The following is a 19,138-nucleotide window of genomic DNA, read 5'->3' as shown; positions in this document are numbered from 1 at the left end:
GGCCGCGCACCTAGCATGTGCGGTATCTGACGCCCAGAGGCAGGACGACGCTCGTGATCTTGGACGACTACCGCTCCCCCTGGCTCGACGAGGAGCTCACCGACCTGCGGCAGCTGGCGCGCACCTTCCTCGCCCGCGAGGTGGTGCCGCATCAGGAACGCTGGGCCGAGCAGCACATGGTCGACCGTGACCTGTGGCGGGCGGCCGGCGCCGCGGGGCTGCTGTGCACGAGCATCCCGCAGGAGTACGGCGGAGGCGGCGGCACCTTCGCGCACGAAGCCGTCATCGCCATCGAGCAGGCGCTGGCCGCCGACGACGCCTGGGGCAACCAGGTGCACAGCACGATTGTCGCCCACTATCTCGACGCCTTCGGCACCCCGGAACAGAAGCAGCGGTGGCTGCCGCGCATGGCCACCGGTGACCTGGTCGGCGGCATCGCGATGACCGAGCCGGGCACCGGCTCCGACCTGCAGGCGGTCCGCACCCGCGCGGTGCGCGACGGCGACGACTACCTGATCAATGGTGCGAAGACGTTCATCTCCAACGGAACTCATGGCGACCTGCTGGTCGTGGTGGCGCGCACCGGCGTCGAGGAGGGCGGCAAGGGCCTGTCGCTGATCGTCGCCGAGACCGAGGACCTGCCGGGTTTCCACCGCGGACGCGTGCTGCAGAAGATCGGCATGCACGGCCAGGACACCCGTGAGTTGTCGTTCGTCGACATGCGGGTGCCGACCGCGAACCTGCTGGGCGAGCGGGAGGGCGACGGTTTCGTCCAGTTGATGCAGCAGCTGCCACAGGAGCGGCTCATCATCGCGGTTAGCGCGGCGGCAGCGGCCGAAGCGGCGGTCCGCTGTGCCGTCTCCTACGCCAAGGAACGGCAAGCGTTCGGCCGAGATCTGTTGTCCTTCCAGAACACGCGCTTCGTGCTCGCCGAATGCGCGGCGGACACCCTCGCGGCGCGCAGCCTCGTCGACGGCTGCATCACCCGGCACCTGGCCGGAGAACTTGACGCGGCCGGGGCATCTCTGGCGAAGTTCTGGTGCACCGACGTCCAGAACAAGGTGGTGGACCGCTGTGTGCAGATCTTCGGCGGGTACGGCTACATGACGGAGTACCCGATCGCGCGGATGTATGCCGCCGCGCGCGTGCAGCGGATCTACGGCGGCACCAACGAGATCATGAAGGAGCTGGTGGCCAGATCGTTGTGAGGGCGCCCTGCGGCGCCCGATCTCATCCGTGCAGCATCAGGTAAGGCGCCAGCGCGAACATGGCGGTCACCAGCGCCGTCCGCAACGTCCGTGTCGGCAGCGCCCGGGCGATGCGCCAGCCGATCAGCACCCCGGCAAGCTCCGGAACGCCCACGACCATGGCCAGTCCCCAGTCGATGCTGCCCCGGGCCACGTAACCCACCGCGCCGACGCCGGCGATGATCACCGACTGCACCTGCGCCGCCGCCAGCGATTCGAGCATGTCCGTTCCGGCCGCGACCAGCAACGGCACCGTCAGCATCGGGCCGCCGATGCCGATGATCCCGGCTGCGAGCGCCACCAGGAGGCCGATCGCGCCGACCAGCGGCGCGGGCGGATGGTGGAGGGTGCGACCGCCGGCACCGGTCTCGTCGGTCCGCTGCCGCAGCAGGACCAGGACCGCCACGATCGCCAGCAGCAGTCCGAGCACGACACCGAACGCACGTGGCGACAACAGCGAGTTGGCCACGATGCCCAGCGGGGTCCCGACCGCCGCGGTGACCGCCAGCAGCGTGGCCGTCCGCATGCTCTGCCGGCTTCGCAGCTGACCGGAACGCGCATACGCCGCCGTGCCCAGCGCGCCGGTGGCCACGTGGGTGACGATCGCGGTGCCGGCGACCTGGGCAGGCGTCAGGTCGGTGAACATCACCAGCCCGACCGTCGGCAACACGCCGCCCGGACCGATGGCGGTGATGCCGATTCCGCCCGCCAGCCCGAAGGCGGCGAGCACCACGATGATCAGTATCGACAGGTCGGCGATGGCCGGTCCTCCTCGGGACAGCGACACGTGGGGGCCGCGCAGCACCCGGTGGCACGACGGTTGCCGCGCATCACTCTGCTGTGCTGCGAGCGTCGCGGTGCACGACCGCATGCAGCGCGAACCGATCCGCGCGGATCTGCAACTGCTCCCTGTCCACGGCGCGTCCATCGGCGAGACGGGTCAGCCGCTCGATCGCGAAGAGCGCGGAACCCGTGGGTATCTGGAGCAACCGGGCTGCCGGCTGCTCGGCTTCGATCGCGTGCACGGTGACCTCGGCGCGTCCCAGCCGGGACCCGCTGGTCTGCTCGATCAGGGTGAACACATCCGTCCCGATCAGGTCCGCGGACAGTAGCGCCGCACCCACATCGGCCGTCAGGTAGCTCACGTCCCACGACAACGGTTCGTCGTTGATCAGCCGCAACCGCTCCAGGCGTACGCCGCCGGTGGACGTCTCGACGCCGAGTTGTGCGGCCACCCGCGCCGGCAGCTCGTGCACCCGTCGGGCGTCCAGCACCTGGTTGCGCACGGTGCCGTAGCCGGCCAGCGTCTCGCCCAGGCCCTCCAGACGATCCAGCCCATGGCCGTACCGGGGCTGCGCCACCGTGGTGCCCGCTCCGCGCTTGCGTGCGATCAGTCCTTCGCTGCGTAGCACGGCCAGGGCATCGCGCACCGCATTCCGCGAGGCGGTGTGCCGGGTGGCCAGCTCTACTTCGTCCAGCCGGTCACCGGCGGCGAAGTCACCATCCAGGATCTGCGCGCGCAGCACCTCCGCCAGTGCTCGGGCACGTTCCTGCCGTGGGTGCGCCGACGTCCACGCGGCCGGGATGACACGCGCGGTGCGCTGCTCGGCCGGCTCCGTCATACCACCAGCTTAACCGTTACGCCAGAGTTCCGCCAGACATGACGTCGCGAGGCAGCCGACGCCGGACCGCCCGTGGCCGCCTCCTGCACCATGCCCGCCCGCGGCCTGGTTAAAATGAGCGGGCCCGGGCCGGAACCTGTGCCGGTCGCCCACGCGCGCACCGCACCGGCCGGGAGCCAGGTCATTCGGACACCTCCAGAACCGGGGTGCTGCCACTTCGGGTCCTCTCGGATCCTCGGATCAGCCGGAGCAGCCCCCATGTCCTCCGAGACGTCCTCACCCGCGCCCTCCGACCCGGCCGACGACCTGGCACACGACGCCGCCGACCTCGCCCGGCAGAACTCCTTCGAGGAGATCAGTCGAGAACTCCTGCATACCGCGGGCGAACAACCCACCCTGGAACGCATCACCGAGCTGGCCGTCGCCACGATCGACGGATGCGATGCATGCGGAGTGTCGATCCGACGCAGCGACGGCAGCGTCGACACCCCTGCGTGCACCTCTGCACTGGTCGAGAAGTCCGACGCGCTGCAGTACCAACTCGGCGAGGGGCCGTGCCTGGACGCCATCTGGAAGATGGAAATGTATCTCATCGACGACCTGACCGTGGAGACTCGATGGCCACGATGGGCGCCGGCAGCCGTGGACCTGGGATTCGCCGCGATCCTCAGCCTGCGACTGGAGACGCCCGAACACACCCTCGGCGGCCTGAATCTCTACTCCCACACCAGGGCTGCCTTCGACAACACCGACGTGATGATCGCCAGCATCTTCGCCCGCCACGCCTCCAACGCGCTGTCGATCACCCGGCGCCACGACGGGCTGCAGGACGCGCTCCGGACCCGGCAGGTCATCGGGATCGCCCAAGGCATGCTCATGCAGCGCTACGGGCTCACCCTCGATCAGTCGTTCGAGGTGCTGCGCCGCTACTCCAACGACAACAACGTCCGACTCCGGGTCGTGGCCGAACAGCTCGTCGCCGCCGGCCGCGTCACCAGCGGCATCCAGGACGCCATCGCCACCCCGCCGGCCACGACCGAGAACCGTCGGCCGAGTTGTGGCTGAACGCGGCATCGCCCGGTCACCGACGCCTCCGCATCAATACGTCCAACGTCCGACCTGTTCGGAGCACGTCGGATGTCGTGATCGACTGGTTGTGCTGGCGGCTGGATCGGGTGACAGCCGGCGTGGCTGCGGCACTCACGTCGGGATCCACGGGTGTTCGTCATCGACCTATCGGTCGCAGTTCTCGTCCTGGCGCTGGCGTTCATCCCGCCCCTGGGCACGGGGCGTGCAGTGCGGAAGACGTCTTGGTCCGAGTACTCGTGGGCATCGACGGGGCGGCCGGGACCGCCACGAGACCGGTGGCTGCTCTATCGGCCGAGCAGATCCCCGAGGCACACGTTGCGCACGTGGATGACTTTCACCTTCCCACAGCAAGTCACGGCGAGCGTGGCGGTGCCGTTGGCGCGTTGTTCGATCTTTCCTGGCTACGCGCGCACGTCCTCCAGCAGGTACGGGAAGGCTGTGCCGTCCGGTACCGCCGGTACGACCTGGCCGCCGACGCACTGGCCGGCTCGGTCGAGATCGCGGCCGATGCGCCGGTCGTCGCGGAAGGCACATACTGCCTGCAAGACCCCAGGCGCGATGGCTGCAGTTGCACGATCCAATGCCACACCTCCTACGATCTGCGCCTGTCACGAGGACTCGACCCTGACCTTGAGGACGAACCAGAGCAGTGGGTCGAGACCTGGGTGCTTTCGGACGCTCCGTGCGCCCAACCTCATCATCCCGACGACAACGCTGGCCCGGCGCTGGACAGCGCGGGCGGTGAAAGCGACGGTAATCGCGTCCCACACGCTGATTCCACGTGGACCGGTGTCGCAGGTATCTCAGGTACCAGAAGACGTGGGACAGCAGAAGGTACCCACGGGTCCTTCCGTGTAGACCGCGCCGACGTCTGCACCAGGCGGCCAATACCGCGTCGGCGTCCCACGCTTACGGGCGTCAGCCTGAGCAAGCGTCACCCCGCAGCGCGCGGCAGCGTGGCAGGCAGGCGACGAGCCCGTTGTGCCGATTGGTATCCCGGCAACCCATTGACCCGATGTGCGGCCCGACCAGCCGCCCGCGGATGTCACCGGCATCGGTCGAGCAGGCAGTAATGACAAGGGAACGCATGGTCGGCTCGGAGATGGCGGGAGCGATCGGCCGCGGACGGAGCCCGCAGTTATCGAGCACGCCCCAGGACCGAACGGGGCGCATCCTTGAGCTGGCCCGCAGCGCGCTCGGTGCTCGTCACGGGAGCATCACGGTCTCCGATGGATACTGCCGAAGAGCAGGCGTTGCCTCCTCTGATGATCAGGTCGTGCGCGTTGACCGCCTCCAACACGAACTGAGGGACGGCCCCTGCCTGTCCGTCAGTTGGCGTACGGATGTGCTGGTGGTAACCGATCTGGACAGTGACCCGCGGTGGCCGGCGTGGGCGCCGTGCGCCGCCGGAATGGGCGTGGGTAGCCTGCTGGCGATCGACCTCGCCATTGGCAGCGTCGGCGCACCGCTGACCACGTTGGCCCTGTACTGGACACGAGTGACAGTGAGCCCAGTTGGAGCGCCGCGGCCTGGAAGAAGAACCCGAGATGGTTGATGAGCCACCCGGCCACCCATAGCTTGCGCTGCACCAGGTTGCGGATGGACGCAGCAACGTTGCGGGCGCCCCCGAGCCGCTGCTGCTTGTTCGCCTCGCGTTGCTCGAAGAGAGCTGACAATGCGCTGGAGAAGGCTGCGGCCAGGGAGAGTCCGATGACCAGCGCCAGCGTCGCGCTCATTGTCGGCTCTTTCGGGGCAGCTTGACCACGACGTCGCTGCCGGCGGCGCGCACGGTGAGTCCGTGGCTGCTGGGAGTGATCGCCGTGATCTGCTGCCCGAAGGGGAACGGGGCAGTGGGGATCGTCAACGTCAGACGGCGATCGAGAAGGACGCGGGTGGCGGCGTCCAGCGTGGTGCCGGTGTCTAGCTGCACGGGAAGGATCTGCAGGGCCCCCGGGGTCGGCTGCACGGTGGCATCCGCGGACACTGCGAACTGCCGGCCCGCAATGTCGGCGTGCCCGGTGATCTTGAGCCGGCCCGCAGAAGATCCGGCCAGCACCGTGAAGTTGCTGCCCAGTGATCGCAGGTATCTGTTCAGATCGGTGTAATCGATGACGACCGTCTCGTGTGAGTGCTCCACCACGATCGTCGTCACCCCGCCGGTAACGACGGCGTGCAGGGGCACGTGCACGCCCTGCAGGCGTGCGGTGACGGTCGACAACCGCAACGAGCCGTGGCGCAGATCGTGCAGGGTGATGTGCACGTCGTCATATCGGCCGGTCACCACTTGTGGTACGAAGAACCATCCGCGGATCCCGACGTGCGGTCGTTGGGTCAACTGCTGCGAGTGCTGCACGCTGCGCGCGACCGCGCCCTGTGCGCCGATCCGGGAAGCCCAGTCCAGTCCCCAGGCGGCCAGCCCGAACACCACCACGGCGATCAGCAGATCGACCAGCAGCGGAGCCGTGCGGCGCAGCCGGTTGCGCAGCGCGGTCACCTCAGCTCCGGCTTCCTGGCGTCCGAGCGGCGCGCAGTCGATGCCCCGGCCAGCCGCTGACCGGCCCGATCAGGCTCAGCAACGCAGGCGTGAGCAGTGATCGCACAATGAAGGTGTCGACCAGCAGGCCGACGCCCATCGCGAAGGCAAGTTCGGCGAAGGTTCGCAGCGGCACGAGCGCGACGAGGGCGAACGATCCGGCGAGCGTCAACCCGGCCGCGGTGATCGCGCGCGTGGAACGCGGTAGTGCGATGGCGATCGCCTCGCGCAGTGGATGATCCGCCGCGGCCTGCCAGATCCGGCCGATCCCGAAGACGTTGTAGTCCGAGCCCAGTGCGAGCAGCAACACAGCGCTGGCGAACGGCACGTAGAAGGTCAGACCGGGGGCGTGCAGCCAGTGCTGGAAGACCAGCACGGTCAGGCCGAGCGCCGCCGCGACGGTCAGGACGCTACAGGCCAGGAGATACGCCGAAGCGACCAGTGCGCGCAGGTAGGAGGCCAGCAGCAGGAACTCGACGAGTATCGCGGCACCCATGATGACCGCGAGATTGCGGAACGTCAGCCGTGCCATGTCCGAAGCCAGCGCGGTCTCGCCGGCATACGAGAACCGCACGTGCCGCAGGCCTGCCTGCCGGGCCAGTGCGTCGTCGTCAGCCGTCAGGTTCCGCAGGGTGTGGGTGCTGCGTGCACCCAGTGGATCGCTGTCATAGATCACCGCCAGGCGTGCGGTGCCCGTTGCGGAGGAGAAGACGACGCCGTGCGCCCCGGGCACCGGATCGTCGGCGGGGCCCAGCACGGCCGCCACCCCCGGCTGGGCGGCCACGGCACGCTGGAACGCAGCCAGGGCACGTCGCTGACCCGCCAGGTCCGGACCATCGACCAGCAGTTCCGTCGGCGACGAGCTACCCCGCGGAAACGTGACGGTCATCGCCCGGATCCCCTGCTGGACCGGGTTCGAGGCAGGCAGAACTCCGGTGGTCGACAGGCTGAGCCGCAGGCCGGTGACCGGCCATGCCATCGCGATCAGTCCGGTGCAGCACAGCAGCGCGGTTGCCGCTGCCCGCAGACGGCTCCTGACCATCCGCACCGGTAGCGAGGTCTGTCTGTCGCCCAACGATGTTTCCGCGGAGGTGTGGCGTCTACCGGACGGTCGACCGGTTCCGCTCGGCCAGAACAGGTACGGACCCACGATGGCCATCACCGCTGGAATCACGGTCAGTGCCGTCGCCACACCGACTAGCACCGTGACGGCCAGGGCGGGGCCGAATGAGCTGAACATCCTGGTCGGCGCGGCGTACAGGGCGCCGCAGCCGGCGGCCACCGTCAGCCCGGCCACCGCGATGATCGGCGCGTTCAGCGTGATCGTCGACCGGACCGCTTCCCTGCTGCGCGCACCGGCACGCAACCGTTGCTGGAAACCGGACAGGAAAAAGACGCTGTAGTCGGTCAGCACCCCCAGCAGCAGGGCGACGATCAGCGGCGACAGCTCGCTCGGCACGCTGACCCCGGACTGGCGGGCCAACCAGCTGAGCAAGCGCTGATCGGCGAGGTAGGCGAGTGCCGCCGAGCCCAGCGCGAGCAGCGGGGCCACCGCTGAGCCGAAGGTCACCGCCACGATCGCTGTGACGAGTGCCAGCGTCGCCAACTCGACCACGGTGATCTTGTCGGCGAGGTACTCGGCCTCGGCGTTCTGCGCGGGGACCACGCCGGTGACGAAGGTTTGCACGCCGGGGTCCGAACGGAAGTGGGCGGCATACGCCTGCGCCATACGCTGCTGGCTGGGACCGGACACGCTCGGGTCGAAGTACAGGTAGGTCAGCGCGGTTCGGCGATCACGCGGGTCGATGATCGGCAGCGCTCCCAGCACCCGGTCGCGGGGGTACGGTCGGTGCAGGCCCTCCAACTGCTGATCCACCGCGGTTGCTGCCAGGGTGATATCCGCCAGGGTCGCCGTGGCCAGTCCGGTCGGTTTATGCAGCACCACGATCGTCCCGGTGGTCAGCGGGACTGCGAACGATTTCAGCGAGCGTTGCTGCGCCACCATCGCCGGGCTGTGCGTGGGCAGGAAATTGGCCATCTCGCCTCCGGCTGCGGGTTCGGGAAGCAGGATCAACGATGCGCCGACCGCGGCCAGCCAGCCGAGCACGATGACCCATCGCAGCCACACGACGACCTCGGCATAGATTCCGGCTGCACGCATTCCACGGGCCTTGCGCGCACTGCCCATAGAGACCGCCCAGATGCTGCGTGCGATGACGTTCCGTGATATCCCGGAATAGCAACTATTACCCTATGGCAACAAAGAAGGCACGCGTATGGCATCGTCCGGACCGCAGCAGCGCACCTACCCGGCCGAGCATCGCCTCGGTGGGCACTACCGCGGATTCCTGGCTCTGCTGATCGCGCTCGTCATCGGTGCCATCGGGGGCGGTGCCCTTGTCGCGTTCTTCGGCGGCAGCGACCAGGTCGCCGTGCCGGCATCGTCCGGCGGTGGCTCGGCAGGCACCTCCCCCTCCCCCAGCTCGCTCACCGGACAGCGATCGGCCACCAGCTCCGCCGACGTGCAGCTGAGCCAGTCCTGCCTGCGGGTCGTCCAGGACGCCCGCGACGCCTACGCGGCGCTGCGCGAACTGGACCACGCGGCAACGAACCTGGACGCTGCGAAGTTGGACGACGCGGTACAGCAGGCGCAGCAGCTTCGTCGCCGCCTCGGCATCGATCTGCCGGGATGTCACGTCGGCGTGCAGCTTCCCGGCCCTGCCGTGAGCCCGGAGCCGACAACTCGTTGACCCCGGCGCGGGCCTTGTGAGCTGGGTGACAGCAAGGCATGATATTTGTCGAACGACAATGTTTTCCGTGAAACTGTTGGACGATGGAGATCATGATGGAGACCACCGGCTCGACCGAACACCTACTCGACCGGCTACTGACCGACGTGTCGCACGGCAGGTTCGAGCGATCCCTATCCGGCCTGACCGCGGTCGCCGCCGTCGTGACCGGAGTAGAGGTCTACTTGGAGCACTACAAGGCAAGTTTCGGCAACAAGGTCATGTGGAGCCCGATCCTGCTGACGCCACCACTGTTCGTGGCCGGCGTCGGCGGCGTCTTCAGCAAGCGCTGGGCCAAGACCGCCCTTCCGCTGGCGTCGGCCGCATTCGCGCTCAACGGGCTGGCGGGCGAGTACTTCCACGCCCGCGGCGTCGCGCGTAAGCCAGGAGGGTGGTCACAGTGGTCCTACAACCTGCCGATGGGGCCGCCGATCTCCGCGCCGGGCCTGATGTCCATGGTGGGCGGGATGGGACTGCTCGCGTCCGTTCTGCGTAGGGAGAAGTGAACCGGTGCCAGACTTCCGTGACCCTGGACACCTGCCCAACCTGCGCGAGGACCGGCAACCGCCCCGACCCTCGTGGTTACCGCGGCAGAAGATCGGTACCACGCCGCAGATGATCGGTCGCTATCCCGACTTCGACGTGCTGTCGGCGGTAGACACCTGGGACGCGGCGACCAAGCAGGTCGTGCTGGCCCGGCTGCACGAACCGGAGCCGTTGCGCTTCTTCAGCGCCGAGGAGGAACCCGCACTGCGTGCATTCTGCGACATCGTGCTGGCCCAGGACACCGAACCGCGCGTGCCGGTGGCCGAATCCGTCGACGCCAAGCTGCACGCCGGAAGGCTGGACGGCTTCCAGTACGCCGACATGCCCGACGACCGCGAGACCTGGCGCATCACGCTGCAGGGTTTGGACCATACCGCGCGCACCCGGCACGACACCGACGGCTTCGCCGCACTCGACCGGGACACAGCTGAATCCGTCGTGGGCGACTTTGCCTCGGGCAAACTCTCCGGTGGGCCATGGGCGGACGTCAATGTGGCACGCGCGTGGAGCGTCTGCCTGCGCGCGATCCTCGCCGGCTTCTATTCGCACCCGTGGGCCTGGAACGAGATCGGGTTCGGCGGGCCTGCCTATCCACGCGGCTTCATGCGCCGGGGAACGGTCAGCACCACCGAACCTTTCGAAACCCACGGTGCCACCAGTGAAGATCCCAGTGATGCGGTGAAGGACGGACTGACACATGAGTGATCTGCTCAGAGGGCTGCTCAAAGGTGCAGCGGGCCCCGCGGACAACGACTCGCGATATCTGCTCGACGTGCACTCCCGGCAACTGCCGGGCGAGGCCACCATGGCGACCTATCAGCCCGCCGAGGAGGTCGACCTGGTGATCGTCGGCGCCGGAGCCGGTGGATCGGTCCTCGCCCAGCGGTTGGCTCGCGAGGGCTGGAAGGTGGTCGTCCTGGAGGCCGGACCGTTCTGGCATCCGGACGACGACTGGGTGTCGGACGAGGCCGGCTCACACGAGTTGTACTGGACGCAGAAACGCATCATCGGCGGCTCAGACCCCATCGAACTGGGCAAGAACAACTCCGGGCGTGGGGTCGGCGGGTCGATGGTGCATTACGCCGGGTACACGCCCCGGTTCCACCCGTCCGACTTCTCGACCTACACCGACGACGGAGTGGGCGCGGACTGGCCGATCTCCTACGACGACCTGCGTTCGCATTATGAGCAGGTGGAGGCTGAACTTCCGGTCACCGGGCAGAACTGGCCGTGGGGGCGGCCGCACCGCTATCCGTTCTCACCGCACCCGGTCTCGGCTGCGGCGTCGAAGATCTGGGAAGGCGCGCTCAAACTCGGCATCGAAATGCGGGTGGGGCCGGTGGCGATCGTCAACGGCACGTTCGGAAACCGGCCGCATTGCATTTATCGCGGTTACTGCCTGCAGGGCTGCAAGGTCAATGCGAAGGCCAGTCCGTACGTCACTCATCTGCCGGACGCGCTGGCGCACGCGGTGGAGATACGGTCCAACTGTATGGCGGCACGCGTGGAGATCGACGAGGCGTCGGGCAGGGCCGTCGGCGTCGTGTATCACGAGGAGGTCGGCGGGGCGGAGATTCTGCAGCGGGCTCGGTTCGTCGCAATTGCGGGGTACTCCATCGAGACTCCCCGGCTGCTGCTGAATTCGACGTCGTCGCGTTTCCCGAACGGGCTGGCCAACAACGAGGACCAGGTCGGGCGCTACATCATGGTGCAGGGAGCGACCCAGACCGCGGGCCGCTTCCCCGAAGAGTTGCGGATGTACAAAGCGCCCCCGCCGGAAGTCAGCTCCGAGCAGTTCTACGAGACCGACACCTCCCGTGGGTTCAAGCGCGGATTTTCCATCCAGACGGTGTCGCCATTGCCGATCGGATGGGCCGAACACGTGCTGGCGGACGGACACTGGGGTCGAGCCATGCGCGAGTACATGCGAGATTACAACCATTGGACCACCGTCGGCGTGCTCAACGAACTGCTGCCACAGCCGGACAACCGCATCACGATCGCCGATGAGACCGACCCATACGGAATCCCGATCGCCCGCATGGACTATTCATTGTGCGACAACGACCACGCCAACATCGACTACTCGACCAAGCTGATCACCGATCTGTTGCACGCAGCCGGAAGCCAGGACGTGCTGACCATTCATCGCTACGCCCATCTCGTCGGCGGCGCACGAATGGGTTCCAGTCCTGAAACCAGCGTCGTCGACGCGAATCAGCGCTCATGGGCGGTGCCCAACCTGTTCATCGCCGACGGATCGGTGTGTCCGACGCAGGGGTCGGCCAACCCGGCGCTGACCATCATGTCGTTGGCCTCACGCCTGGCCCAACGGATGGCCAGCGGTGAGGCGATGAGCGACGACCCGGCGTCACGGGCCGGGAGCGGCGCCACCCAGCCGACGCAGAGGTAGGACGCTATGCCGAGCTTCTTTCCCTGGTGGGTGGTGGTGACCCACTTCCTCAACCTCTTCTTCATGGTTCTGCTGTTCCGCAGCGGGCTGGAGGTGCTGTCGGCATTTCCGAAGCTCTACTGGCACGACGACTGCCCGCCCGGACGTGAATGGCTACGGCTGAGCAAGAAAATGTACGGCGCCGACTCTCGGCGACCATGGACGTCGCTGGATGAGGAGGAGCCGTGGTCGCCGGCGATAGCGATGCCCGGGCGTAAGAATCTGGGGCTGGGCCGGCACTGGCACTTCCTGACGATCCAGTTCTGGATCCTGACCGGTGTCGTGTATGTCGTGCTGGTCTTCGCCACCGGCTACTGGCACTACCTGATACCCAGCAGTTGGGAGATCGTGCCCGACTCGATCCGCGCGGTCGGGACCTATCTGCAGTTCAAGATTCCGGCCAAGATCCCGGGGCAGCCGTTCGAGCCCGCCCAGAAGCTGGTCTATTTCCTGGTGATCTTCGTCCTCGCCCCGGTACAGATCGCCTCCGGAGCGGCAATGTCTCCGTCGGTGCTGGCCCGCTTTCCGTGGTACGGCAAGATCTTCGGCGGCAAGCAGGGCGCACGCAGTGTGCACTTCCTCGGCCTGTGCGCCTTCGCCGTCTTCGTGGTCATCCACGTGTTCATGGTCATCGTCAACGGCCTGCCACACGAGTTCACCAAGGCCGTGCTGGCCGGGGACGACAACGAGACACTGGCCCTGTGGGTGGGTTTCGGCGCCCTGTTCTTCGTCCTGGCCGTCAACGTCGCCGCGACGATCTTCAGCCTCCATCGGCCACGCGCGACCCAACGCGCGCTGGGGTGGGGGGTCAACCCGTTCGAGAAATCCATCTCACGGGCCTTCACCTCGCGCGAGCACTATGCGAAGGCGCAGATCAGCCCGTTTCACCGGGTGAACGGCTACCCACCGGTCTCAGCGGAGTACAACGACCTCGCGCGGAACGGGTTCGCCGACTATCAGCTCGATGTCGGTGGCCTGGTCGAACGGCCGGTGAGCCTGTCGCTGCGGCAGCTGCGCGCGCTGGGCACGGCCGACCAGATCACCAAGCACCAGTGCATCCAGGGCTGGAGCGCGGTGGCGCAATGGTCCGGCGTACCGCTGTCCGCGATCCTGGAACTGGTCGAACCGACCGCGGACGCCAAACACGTCGTGTTCTACGCATGGGACGACAAGGGGCTCACCGAGGGCGAGGGACGGTACGGGTACTTCTATGGCACCATCCCGCTGCACCTAGCCACCAACCCGCAGAGCATCCTGGCGCTGGAGATGAATGGTGCCCCGTTGCCGATCGAGCACGGTGCACCCATCCGGGTCCGGCTGGAGACCCAGCTGGGGTTCAAGATGGTCAAGTGGGTCAGGGCGATCGAGTTCGTCTCCGACGTCAGCGACATCGGTCAAGGACAGGGCGGCTGGCGCGAGGACCAGCAGTATTACGCGAACGCGGCGGGGATCTGACCGGCAGACCGCCGCCGCGCCGGTGCCGTCAACTGCGGGATGCCCGCCGTAACAGCCACGCCGCGACGACGCCCGCGATTCCCACGGCAGCGGACTTGATGCCGCGGGGACGGGCGGCTGCGGGTGGCCGCGGGCGCAGCCGGCCAGTGCGTTCCTCGACACCGGCCGCCGCTTCTGCTGCGCGCAACTGGACAACCGACGCGACTTCGCTCGGCTCGGCACGCGCCAGTGCGGTCTGCCGCGCGGACAACTCCAGCCGGCGGGTTGCCGTCATACCGCCCACATCGACCCGGTTCCGGGTGGCCGCCATCTTCTCCGCATCGCTCGCGCCGGGACCCCGGCCGCCCAGCAGATCGCGCCGGAGCACGGTCAGACGAGCGGTCACTGCGGTGGCCGAATAGTCAACGCCTTCCATCAATGCACCAGATATGGCTCGGCATCGGCGCTCTTGAACTCCAGGCCGAGCCCAGGACGCGTCCGGTCCGGACGCAACGCACCGCCGACCGGGGACATGGCGCCGTCGAAGACCGAGTCCTCGATCCGCACATGGTCGTGAAAGTACTCCAGGTGCCGCAGATTCGGCACGGACGCGGCGACATGGGCATGCAGATTCGGTGCGCAGTGGCCCGACACCTGCAGTCCGGCCGCGGCCGCCACCGCCGCTGCACGGATCCACTCGGTGATCCCGCCGCACCGGGTGACGTCGATCTGCAGGCAGTCGACCGCTCCATGGGCGACCATGCGCTGGAAATACACCAGGTCGAATCCGTACTCGCCCGCTGTCACGTCCATGTCGACCTGATCGCGGACTTCCTTCAGCCCGGCCAGGTCATCGGAGGAGACCGGTTCCTCGAACCATGTCACACCGTCCTTGGCCATCGCGTGCGCAACCCGAATCGCCTGTTTGCGGGTGTACCCCCCGTTGGCATCGACGAACAGCGCCACGTCATCGCCGATGACCTGGCGCGCGAACCCGATGCGCGCCAGGTCCCGGGACTCGTTGTTGCCCCATGATTCGCCGATCTTGATCTTCACCCGCGGCAGGCGCCACTCCTGCACCCACTGCAGCAGCTGAGCGCGGGCCGTGCCCTCGTCGTATGTCGTGAAGCCACCGCTGCCGTAGATCGGTACGTCCTCGTGGATAGTACCCAGCAACGCGCACACCGGCGTGTCCAGCAGTTTGCCCTTCAGATCCCACAACGCCGTGTCCACCGCGCTGATCGCGCAGGCCGCCAGCCCAGGACGGCCCATGTTGCGGACATTGCGCACCATCGCTTCGGACGCGCCGGACACGTCCAGCACCGACCGCCCGACGATCGCGTCGGACAACGCCGCCTCGACCAACGCGGCGCACGCACCGGCGGCGTAGGTGTACCCCGTACCGGTCTGCCCGGCACCGTGCACCTGTACCAGGACCATGGTGGTCGAATCCCACGCCAGGGTGCCGTCCGCTTCAGGTTGGTCCGTCGGGAAGGTGTAGACCCGTGCCGTCACGGACTGGACCGTCGGTTGCTTGTCCGTCACCGCAGGCCGTCCATCACGTGCGACGACAGATTCGAACAGATAATTGTCATACGACAACTGTAACCAGGGTGTTCCTCGAAAGGAAGTGCCTCGCCGAGCGCGAGGAGTATCAAGCGACGCCGCGACCAGAGTCGCCGTCCGCCCGGTCCACCCCCTCGATCTCAGCAGCGACGGCGCGACCGAATTCAGCCAACCCCTGCCGCAGCGCTGCGCGGCTCTGCGGGCTCATGCCGTCCAGCACCCTCGCGAAGTCTCCCGCCCGAGTCTGCGCCAGGGCGTTCAATCGACGGTGACCTTCCTCGCTCACCGTGAGGACCACCTCGCGTTTGTTGTTGGGGCTGACCTGTCGGACCAGCAAGCCGGCCGCTTCCAGCCGGTCACACAGGCGACTGGCCGAGGAAGGTATGGAACCCATTTCCTGGGACAGCCGGGTCAGGTTCATGGGTCCGTAACGGGCCACGACGCCCAGCACCCGCAGTTGCGAGGGCGGGATGCGAGGGGCGGCTCCGTCATCGGCGCGCTCCCACAGCAGCACCAGATCCTGCGCCTCCGCTGCGACTGCTGCGGCCATCGAGGTCACGTCGGCACCATCATGTTCGGCGGTCGTCATCTTCGCTCCACATTTGCGTCCACTGCACCAGCGACCCGTACCACCAGGTAACTGGACATCCACCCTGCATTATGTCACGTGCGCTGCAACCGTTGTGTGCGAGACACGAGCTCCCGCGACTGACACAATGAGCCCCATCATGCGGAATGCGGAGCTGTGCCAACTGGTGCTGTCAGAGTTGGAGGAGGCGCGACCGGACGATGCGCTGCCCGTCCTACGGCGCCTGCTGAGCGAGCACCTGGGTGCCGGTGATGTCCAGTTGTTGCTGGCGAACTACGAATTGACCGCGCTGCGGCCGTTGCACCCGCAGTCCGGTGACGAGGTGCTGTCGGCCGGCCCGGCCGGGCGGTGTTTCATGCTACAGGCCGCCAGCACCGCGCCCGCGACCGACGGCGGCACCGCAGTCTGGCTGCCGGTGAGCGTGCGCGGGGATCGGATCGGAGTCCTCGCTCTCACCCTGCCCGCGGCGCCGGCGGTCAGGGAGATGGAGGGATTGGCCCGACTCGCCAACACCGTGGCGCACGCGATCCGGGCGGCAGCCGGGCAAACCGACCTGCTGGCGCGGGCCGCACGCTCGCAGCGCCTCAGTCTCGCTGCCGAATTGCAGTGGCAACTACTCCCCGATCGCAGCGCCCGCGCGCCGCAGTTCGAGCTGGCCGGTCATCTCGAACCGGCATACCACGCACATGCCGACACCTTTGACTGGTGCCAGGACGGCGATCATCTGGTGCTGAGCATCATCGACGGACGCCAGGCCGGACTGCCCACCCCCCTGTTGAGCACGTTGACGTTGGCAGCGCTGCGCAACGCACGCAGATCCGGCTTGCCGCCCGCCGACCAGGCACGGCTGGCGGGAGAGGCGATCTTCGCCCACCACCGGGGCGCGAGTTTCGTGGGTGCGCTGGTGCTGCGGATCGACCAGCGGGACGGAACCGTCAGCGCGGTGCTCGCCGGTTCACCACGCGTTTTCGTGCTCCGCGAAGAGCAGGTCTACGAGCCGCGGCTGACCGCCCACGACCCGCTGGGAATGCTGGAAGACGCCGAGTATGCCGTCGACGACTTCTCGTTGATGCCCGGTGACCGTCTCCTGCTGGTGACCGATGGTGTGCACGCCACCCGGTCGGTCAAGAAACAACGGTTCGGCGATGCCGGGCTCCGCCGCGCGCTGTTGCGGACCGCGGGCTGCTCCAGCGCAGCCGTGGTGCGGGCGGTGATCGCCGAACTACACGAGCACAGCCACCACCGGCCGCTCGATGACGACGCCGTCGCGCTCTGTCTGGATTGGCATGGCGGCAGCCGGGAATCGGAGCAGCCGCACGTGCAGGCGGAGTCCGGCGATGTCGCACTCGAGGTGGCACCGCCGGCTCTCACCGCAGTCCCACCGTGGTCAGAGCCGGCGCACCCGTAAAAGTGCTATGCATCACCGTCCTGGCCTCGGTCCTGACCGATGTTCAGCCTCCCCTTGAGCCGCTCGACGCCTTCGGCGGCGACGGCCTTGGCCGAATCGCGCACGACGTTGAGTTCCTCGGGATCCCGTCGCAATAGCGCCTCGGCCGTGTTCTTGGCGAATTCCATGGTGATCTTGGGTGGCAACGGCGGCACATTCTTGCTTGTGTAGGCGTCGATCAGCGTGACGCCCTGGTGGGCGAATGCAGCGTCCCAGGCCGCTGCGACGTCATCGTCGCTCTTGACGCGGATGCCTTTGAAGCCCAACAGCTCGGCCCATCCCGCGTAGTCCACGGTCTGTACGTCCTGGGAGGTCGTCCATAACGGGTTGGCGTCCTCGGTGCGCATCTCCCACGACACCTGAGTCAGGTCGTTGTTGTGCAGCACCATGACGATGAACTGCGGGGTCTGCCACTTGTCCAGGTACTTCTTGACGGTGATGAGTTCGTTCATGCCGAGCATCTGGAATGCGCCGTCGCCGATGGTGCACACCACGCTGCGGTCCGAATGGGCGAACTTGGCGGCGGTGGCGTAGGGCATCGCTGCTGCCATGCTGGCCAGCCGCCCGGACAGATCGCCGCTCATGCCGTCACGAAGCCGGACGTGGTGCCCGTACCAGTCGGCCGTGGATCCCGCATCGCAGGTCACGATCGCCTTGGCCGGCAGACGCTTGTTGAGTTCGTAGTAGACGCGCCGCGGGTTGACGCCGTCCTGATAGTTCAGCATCGCCTGGGCCTGCATCTCATTCTCCCACTCGACCATGTCCGCAGCGACACCTTCCTGCCAGGACAAATCCGACTTCTGGGTCAACTGCGGGATGAGGGCGCGCAGTGTCTGCTTGACGTCTCCGAGCAGGTTCAGCTCGGTGGGATAGCGCAGGCCCATCTGCTCCGGTTTGAGATCGACCTGTAGGGCGCGCGCCTGACCGGTCTCGGGCAGGAACTGCGCGTACGGATAATTGGTGCCGAGCAGCACCAGCGTGTCGCAGCCCGCCATCTGACGCTGACTGGCCCGGGTTCCGAGCAGGCCGAGCTGCTGGGTGTGGAACGGAACGTCTGAGGGGACGACCTGCTTGGCGCGCAGCGCGGTGATGATGCCTGCGCCGCACAACCGGGCTGCCTCGAGGATCTCATCGGTGGCGCCGTTGGCGCCGTGCCCGACCAGGAAGGTGACCTTGGAGCCGGCGTTGATGATCTCGGCGGCCTTCGCGATCTCTGCCTCCGGCGGCACGATGTCGACCGACGGAGCGACCGCGCTGGAGCGCGACACGCCGTTCGCCGGCTCCAGCTCGGGCATGTCCATCCCCTGCACGTCGTGGGGTAGCACGATCACCGCCGGTCCCAGATGTACTCGGGCGGCCCGGAAAGCCGTGTCGACGACTGCCTGGGCCTGCTGCGGGGTGACGATCGTCTGGACGTATACGGCCACGTCCTCCATCGCGCGTTCCAGATTGTCCTGCTGCTGCTCGAAGGTGCCCAACGAACTGAGTGCCTGTTGCCCGACGATCGCGACCACTGGCTGGTTGTCGCTCTTGGCGTCGTACAGTCCGTTGATCATGTGGAAGGCACCCGGCGAGGACGTTGCGACGCACACCCCGACCTCTCCGGTGAATTTTGCGTGCGCCGTCGCCATCAACGAGCAGATCTCTTCGTGGGTGGGGCGGATGTAGTCCAGTCCGTCCCCGTCTCGTTGCGCCGCACCGAGCGCGCCGTCGAATTCGCCGATTCCGTCGCCGGGGAACCCGAAGACCCTGCTGACTCCCCACTGCCGGATGCGCTGGATGACGAAATCGCTCACATTGGCCATGACGTGCTCTCCTTTTCCG

17 protein-coding genes are annotated in these 19,138 nt (G+C 67.4%); 8 read left to right on the top strand and 9 right to left on the bottom strand.

Annotated features, from left to right (window positions below; genetic code table 11):
• The first annotated feature begins 53 nt into the window (after positions 1-53).
• Positions 54-1,208 carry an acyl-CoA dehydrogenase family protein gene (locus tag ACYVBN_RS06120; protein WP_460599722.1) on the top strand — a complete coding sequence of 385 codons (1,155 nt, stop codon included), beginning with the start codon at positions 54-56 and terminating at the stop codon, positions 1,206-1,208.
• A 22-nt stretch (positions 1,209-1,230) separates the two neighbouring features.
• On the opposite strand, the gene ACYVBN_RS06115 is transcribed toward ACYVBN_RS06120, so the two are convergent.
• Positions 1,231-2,118 carry a sulfite exporter TauE/SafE family protein gene (locus tag ACYVBN_RS06115; RefSeq protein ID WP_460599721.1) on the bottom strand — a complete coding sequence of 296 codons (888 nt, stop codon included), beginning with the start codon at positions 2,116-2,118 and terminating at the stop codon, positions 1,231-1,233.
• Positions 2,078-2,869 (bottom strand): GntR family transcriptional regulator, encoded by a 792-nt coding sequence (locus ACYVBN_RS06110; protein WP_460599720.1) that lies wholly within the window; start codon positions 2,867-2,869, stop codon positions 2,078-2,080. The genes ACYVBN_RS06115 and ACYVBN_RS06110 overlap by 41 nt, the downstream gene beginning before the upstream one ends.
• 258 nt (positions 2,870-3,127) lie before the next feature.
• Here ACYVBN_RS06110 and ACYVBN_RS06105 point away from each other — a divergent pair, with 258 nt between their 5' ends.
• A complete protein-coding gene (locus ACYVBN_RS06105) occupies positions 3,128-3,934 on the top strand; it encodes a GAF and ANTAR domain-containing protein (RefSeq protein ID WP_460599719.1) in 807 nt (268 codons plus the stop codon).
• Between the two features lie 1,352 nt (positions 3,935-5,286).
• On the opposite strand, the gene ACYVBN_RS06100 is transcribed toward ACYVBN_RS06105, so the two are convergent.
• Genes ACYVBN_RS06100 through ACYVBN_RS06090 form a run of 3 tightly spaced genes read right to left on the bottom strand, consistent with a single transcriptional unit; the run spans position 5,287 to position 8,652 of the window.
• Positions 5,287-5,694, bottom strand: a complete 408-nt coding sequence (locus ACYVBN_RS06100) for a hypothetical protein (protein ID WP_460599718.1) — start codon at positions 5,692-5,694, stop codon at positions 5,287-5,289.
• Positions 5,691-6,452 carry an LmeA family phospholipid-binding protein gene (locus tag ACYVBN_RS06095; protein WP_460599717.1) on the bottom strand — a complete coding sequence of 254 codons (762 nt, stop codon included), beginning with the start codon at positions 6,450-6,452 and terminating at the stop codon, positions 5,691-5,693. Before ACYVBN_RS06095 ends, ACYVBN_RS06100 begins: the two co-directional genes overlap by 4 nt.
• 1 nt (position 6,453) lies before the next feature.
• Positions 6,454-8,652, bottom strand: a complete 2,199-nt coding sequence (locus ACYVBN_RS06090) for an MMPL family transporter (protein ID WP_460599716.1) — start codon at positions 8,650-8,652, stop codon at positions 6,454-6,456.
• A 115-nt stretch (positions 8,653-8,767) separates the two neighbouring features.
• Here ACYVBN_RS06090 and ACYVBN_RS06085 point away from each other — a divergent pair, with 115 nt between their 5' ends.
• The 5 genes from ACYVBN_RS06085 (at position 8,768) to ACYVBN_RS06065 (ending at position 13,733) form a co-directional block, all read left to right on the top strand.
• Positions 8,768-9,241 carry a hypothetical protein gene (locus ACYVBN_RS06085; protein ID WP_460599715.1) on the top strand — a complete coding sequence of 158 codons (474 nt, stop codon included), beginning with the start codon at positions 8,768-8,770 and terminating at the stop codon, positions 9,239-9,241.
• Between the two features lie 83 nt (positions 9,242-9,324).
• On the top strand, positions 9,325-9,786 hold the full coding sequence (locus tag ACYVBN_RS06080) for a hypothetical protein (RefSeq protein ID WP_460599714.1): 462 nt from the start codon (positions 9,325-9,327) through the stop codon (positions 9,784-9,786).
• A 4-nt stretch (positions 9,787-9,790) separates the two neighbouring features.
• Positions 9,791-10,531: a gluconate 2-dehydrogenase subunit 3 family protein gene (locus tag ACYVBN_RS06075; protein ID WP_460599713.1), complete on the top strand. Its 741-nt coding sequence runs from the start codon at positions 9,791-9,793 to the stop codon at positions 10,529-10,531.
• Entirely contained in the window at positions 10,524-12,239 is a 1,716-nt protein-coding gene (locus tag ACYVBN_RS06070) for a GMC family oxidoreductase (protein ID WP_460599712.1), read from the top strand. Before ACYVBN_RS06075 ends, ACYVBN_RS06070 begins: the two co-directional genes overlap by 8 nt.
• Before the next feature lie 6 nt (positions 12,240-12,245).
• The gene (locus ACYVBN_RS06065; RefSeq protein WP_460599711.1) at positions 12,246-13,733 is read left to right on the top strand and encodes a molybdopterin-dependent oxidoreductase; all 1,488 of its coding nucleotides are present in this window, start codon (positions 12,246-12,248) and stop codon (positions 13,731-13,733) included.
• 28 nt (positions 13,734-13,761) lie between these two features.
• Here the strand turns inward: ACYVBN_RS06065 and ACYVBN_RS06060 are convergent, their stop codons facing one another.
• From ACYVBN_RS06060 to ACYVBN_RS06050, 3 genes are all read right to left on the bottom strand, one after another.
• Entirely contained in the window at positions 13,762-14,148 is a 387-nt protein-coding gene (locus ACYVBN_RS06060) for a hypothetical protein (protein ID WP_460599710.1), read from the bottom strand.
• Positions 14,148-15,257: an enolase C-terminal domain-like protein gene (locus ACYVBN_RS06055; protein ID WP_460599709.1), complete on the bottom strand. Its 1,110-nt coding sequence runs from the start codon at positions 15,255-15,257 to the stop codon at positions 14,148-14,150. Before ACYVBN_RS06055 ends, ACYVBN_RS06060 begins: the two co-directional genes overlap by 1 nt.
• Positions 15,258-15,366: 109 nt before the next feature.
• Entirely contained in the window at positions 15,367-15,867 is a 501-nt protein-coding gene (locus ACYVBN_RS06050; protein WP_460599708.1) for a MarR family winged helix-turn-helix transcriptional regulator, read from the bottom strand.
• Positions 15,868-16,006: 139 nt separating this feature from the next.
• On the opposite strand from ACYVBN_RS06050, the gene ACYVBN_RS06045 reads away from it, so the two are divergent.
• On the top strand, positions 16,007-17,275 hold the full coding sequence (locus ACYVBN_RS06045) for a PP2C family protein-serine/threonine phosphatase (protein WP_460599707.1): 1,269 nt from the start codon (positions 16,007-16,009) through the stop codon (positions 17,273-17,275).
• A 5-nt stretch (positions 17,276-17,280) separates the two neighbouring features.
• On the opposite strand, the gene ACYVBN_RS06040 is transcribed toward ACYVBN_RS06045, so the two are convergent.
• On the bottom strand, positions 17,281-19,119 hold the full coding sequence (locus ACYVBN_RS06040; protein ID WP_460599706.1) for a thiamine pyrophosphate-requiring protein: 1,839 nt from the start codon (positions 19,117-19,119) through the stop codon (positions 17,281-17,283).
• Positions 19,120-19,138: the final 19 nt, after the last annotated feature.

The sequence above is a fragment of the Flexivirga lutea genome (genome assembly GCF_054778955.1).
This window is presented reverse-complemented; position numbering and strand designations above follow the sequence as displayed.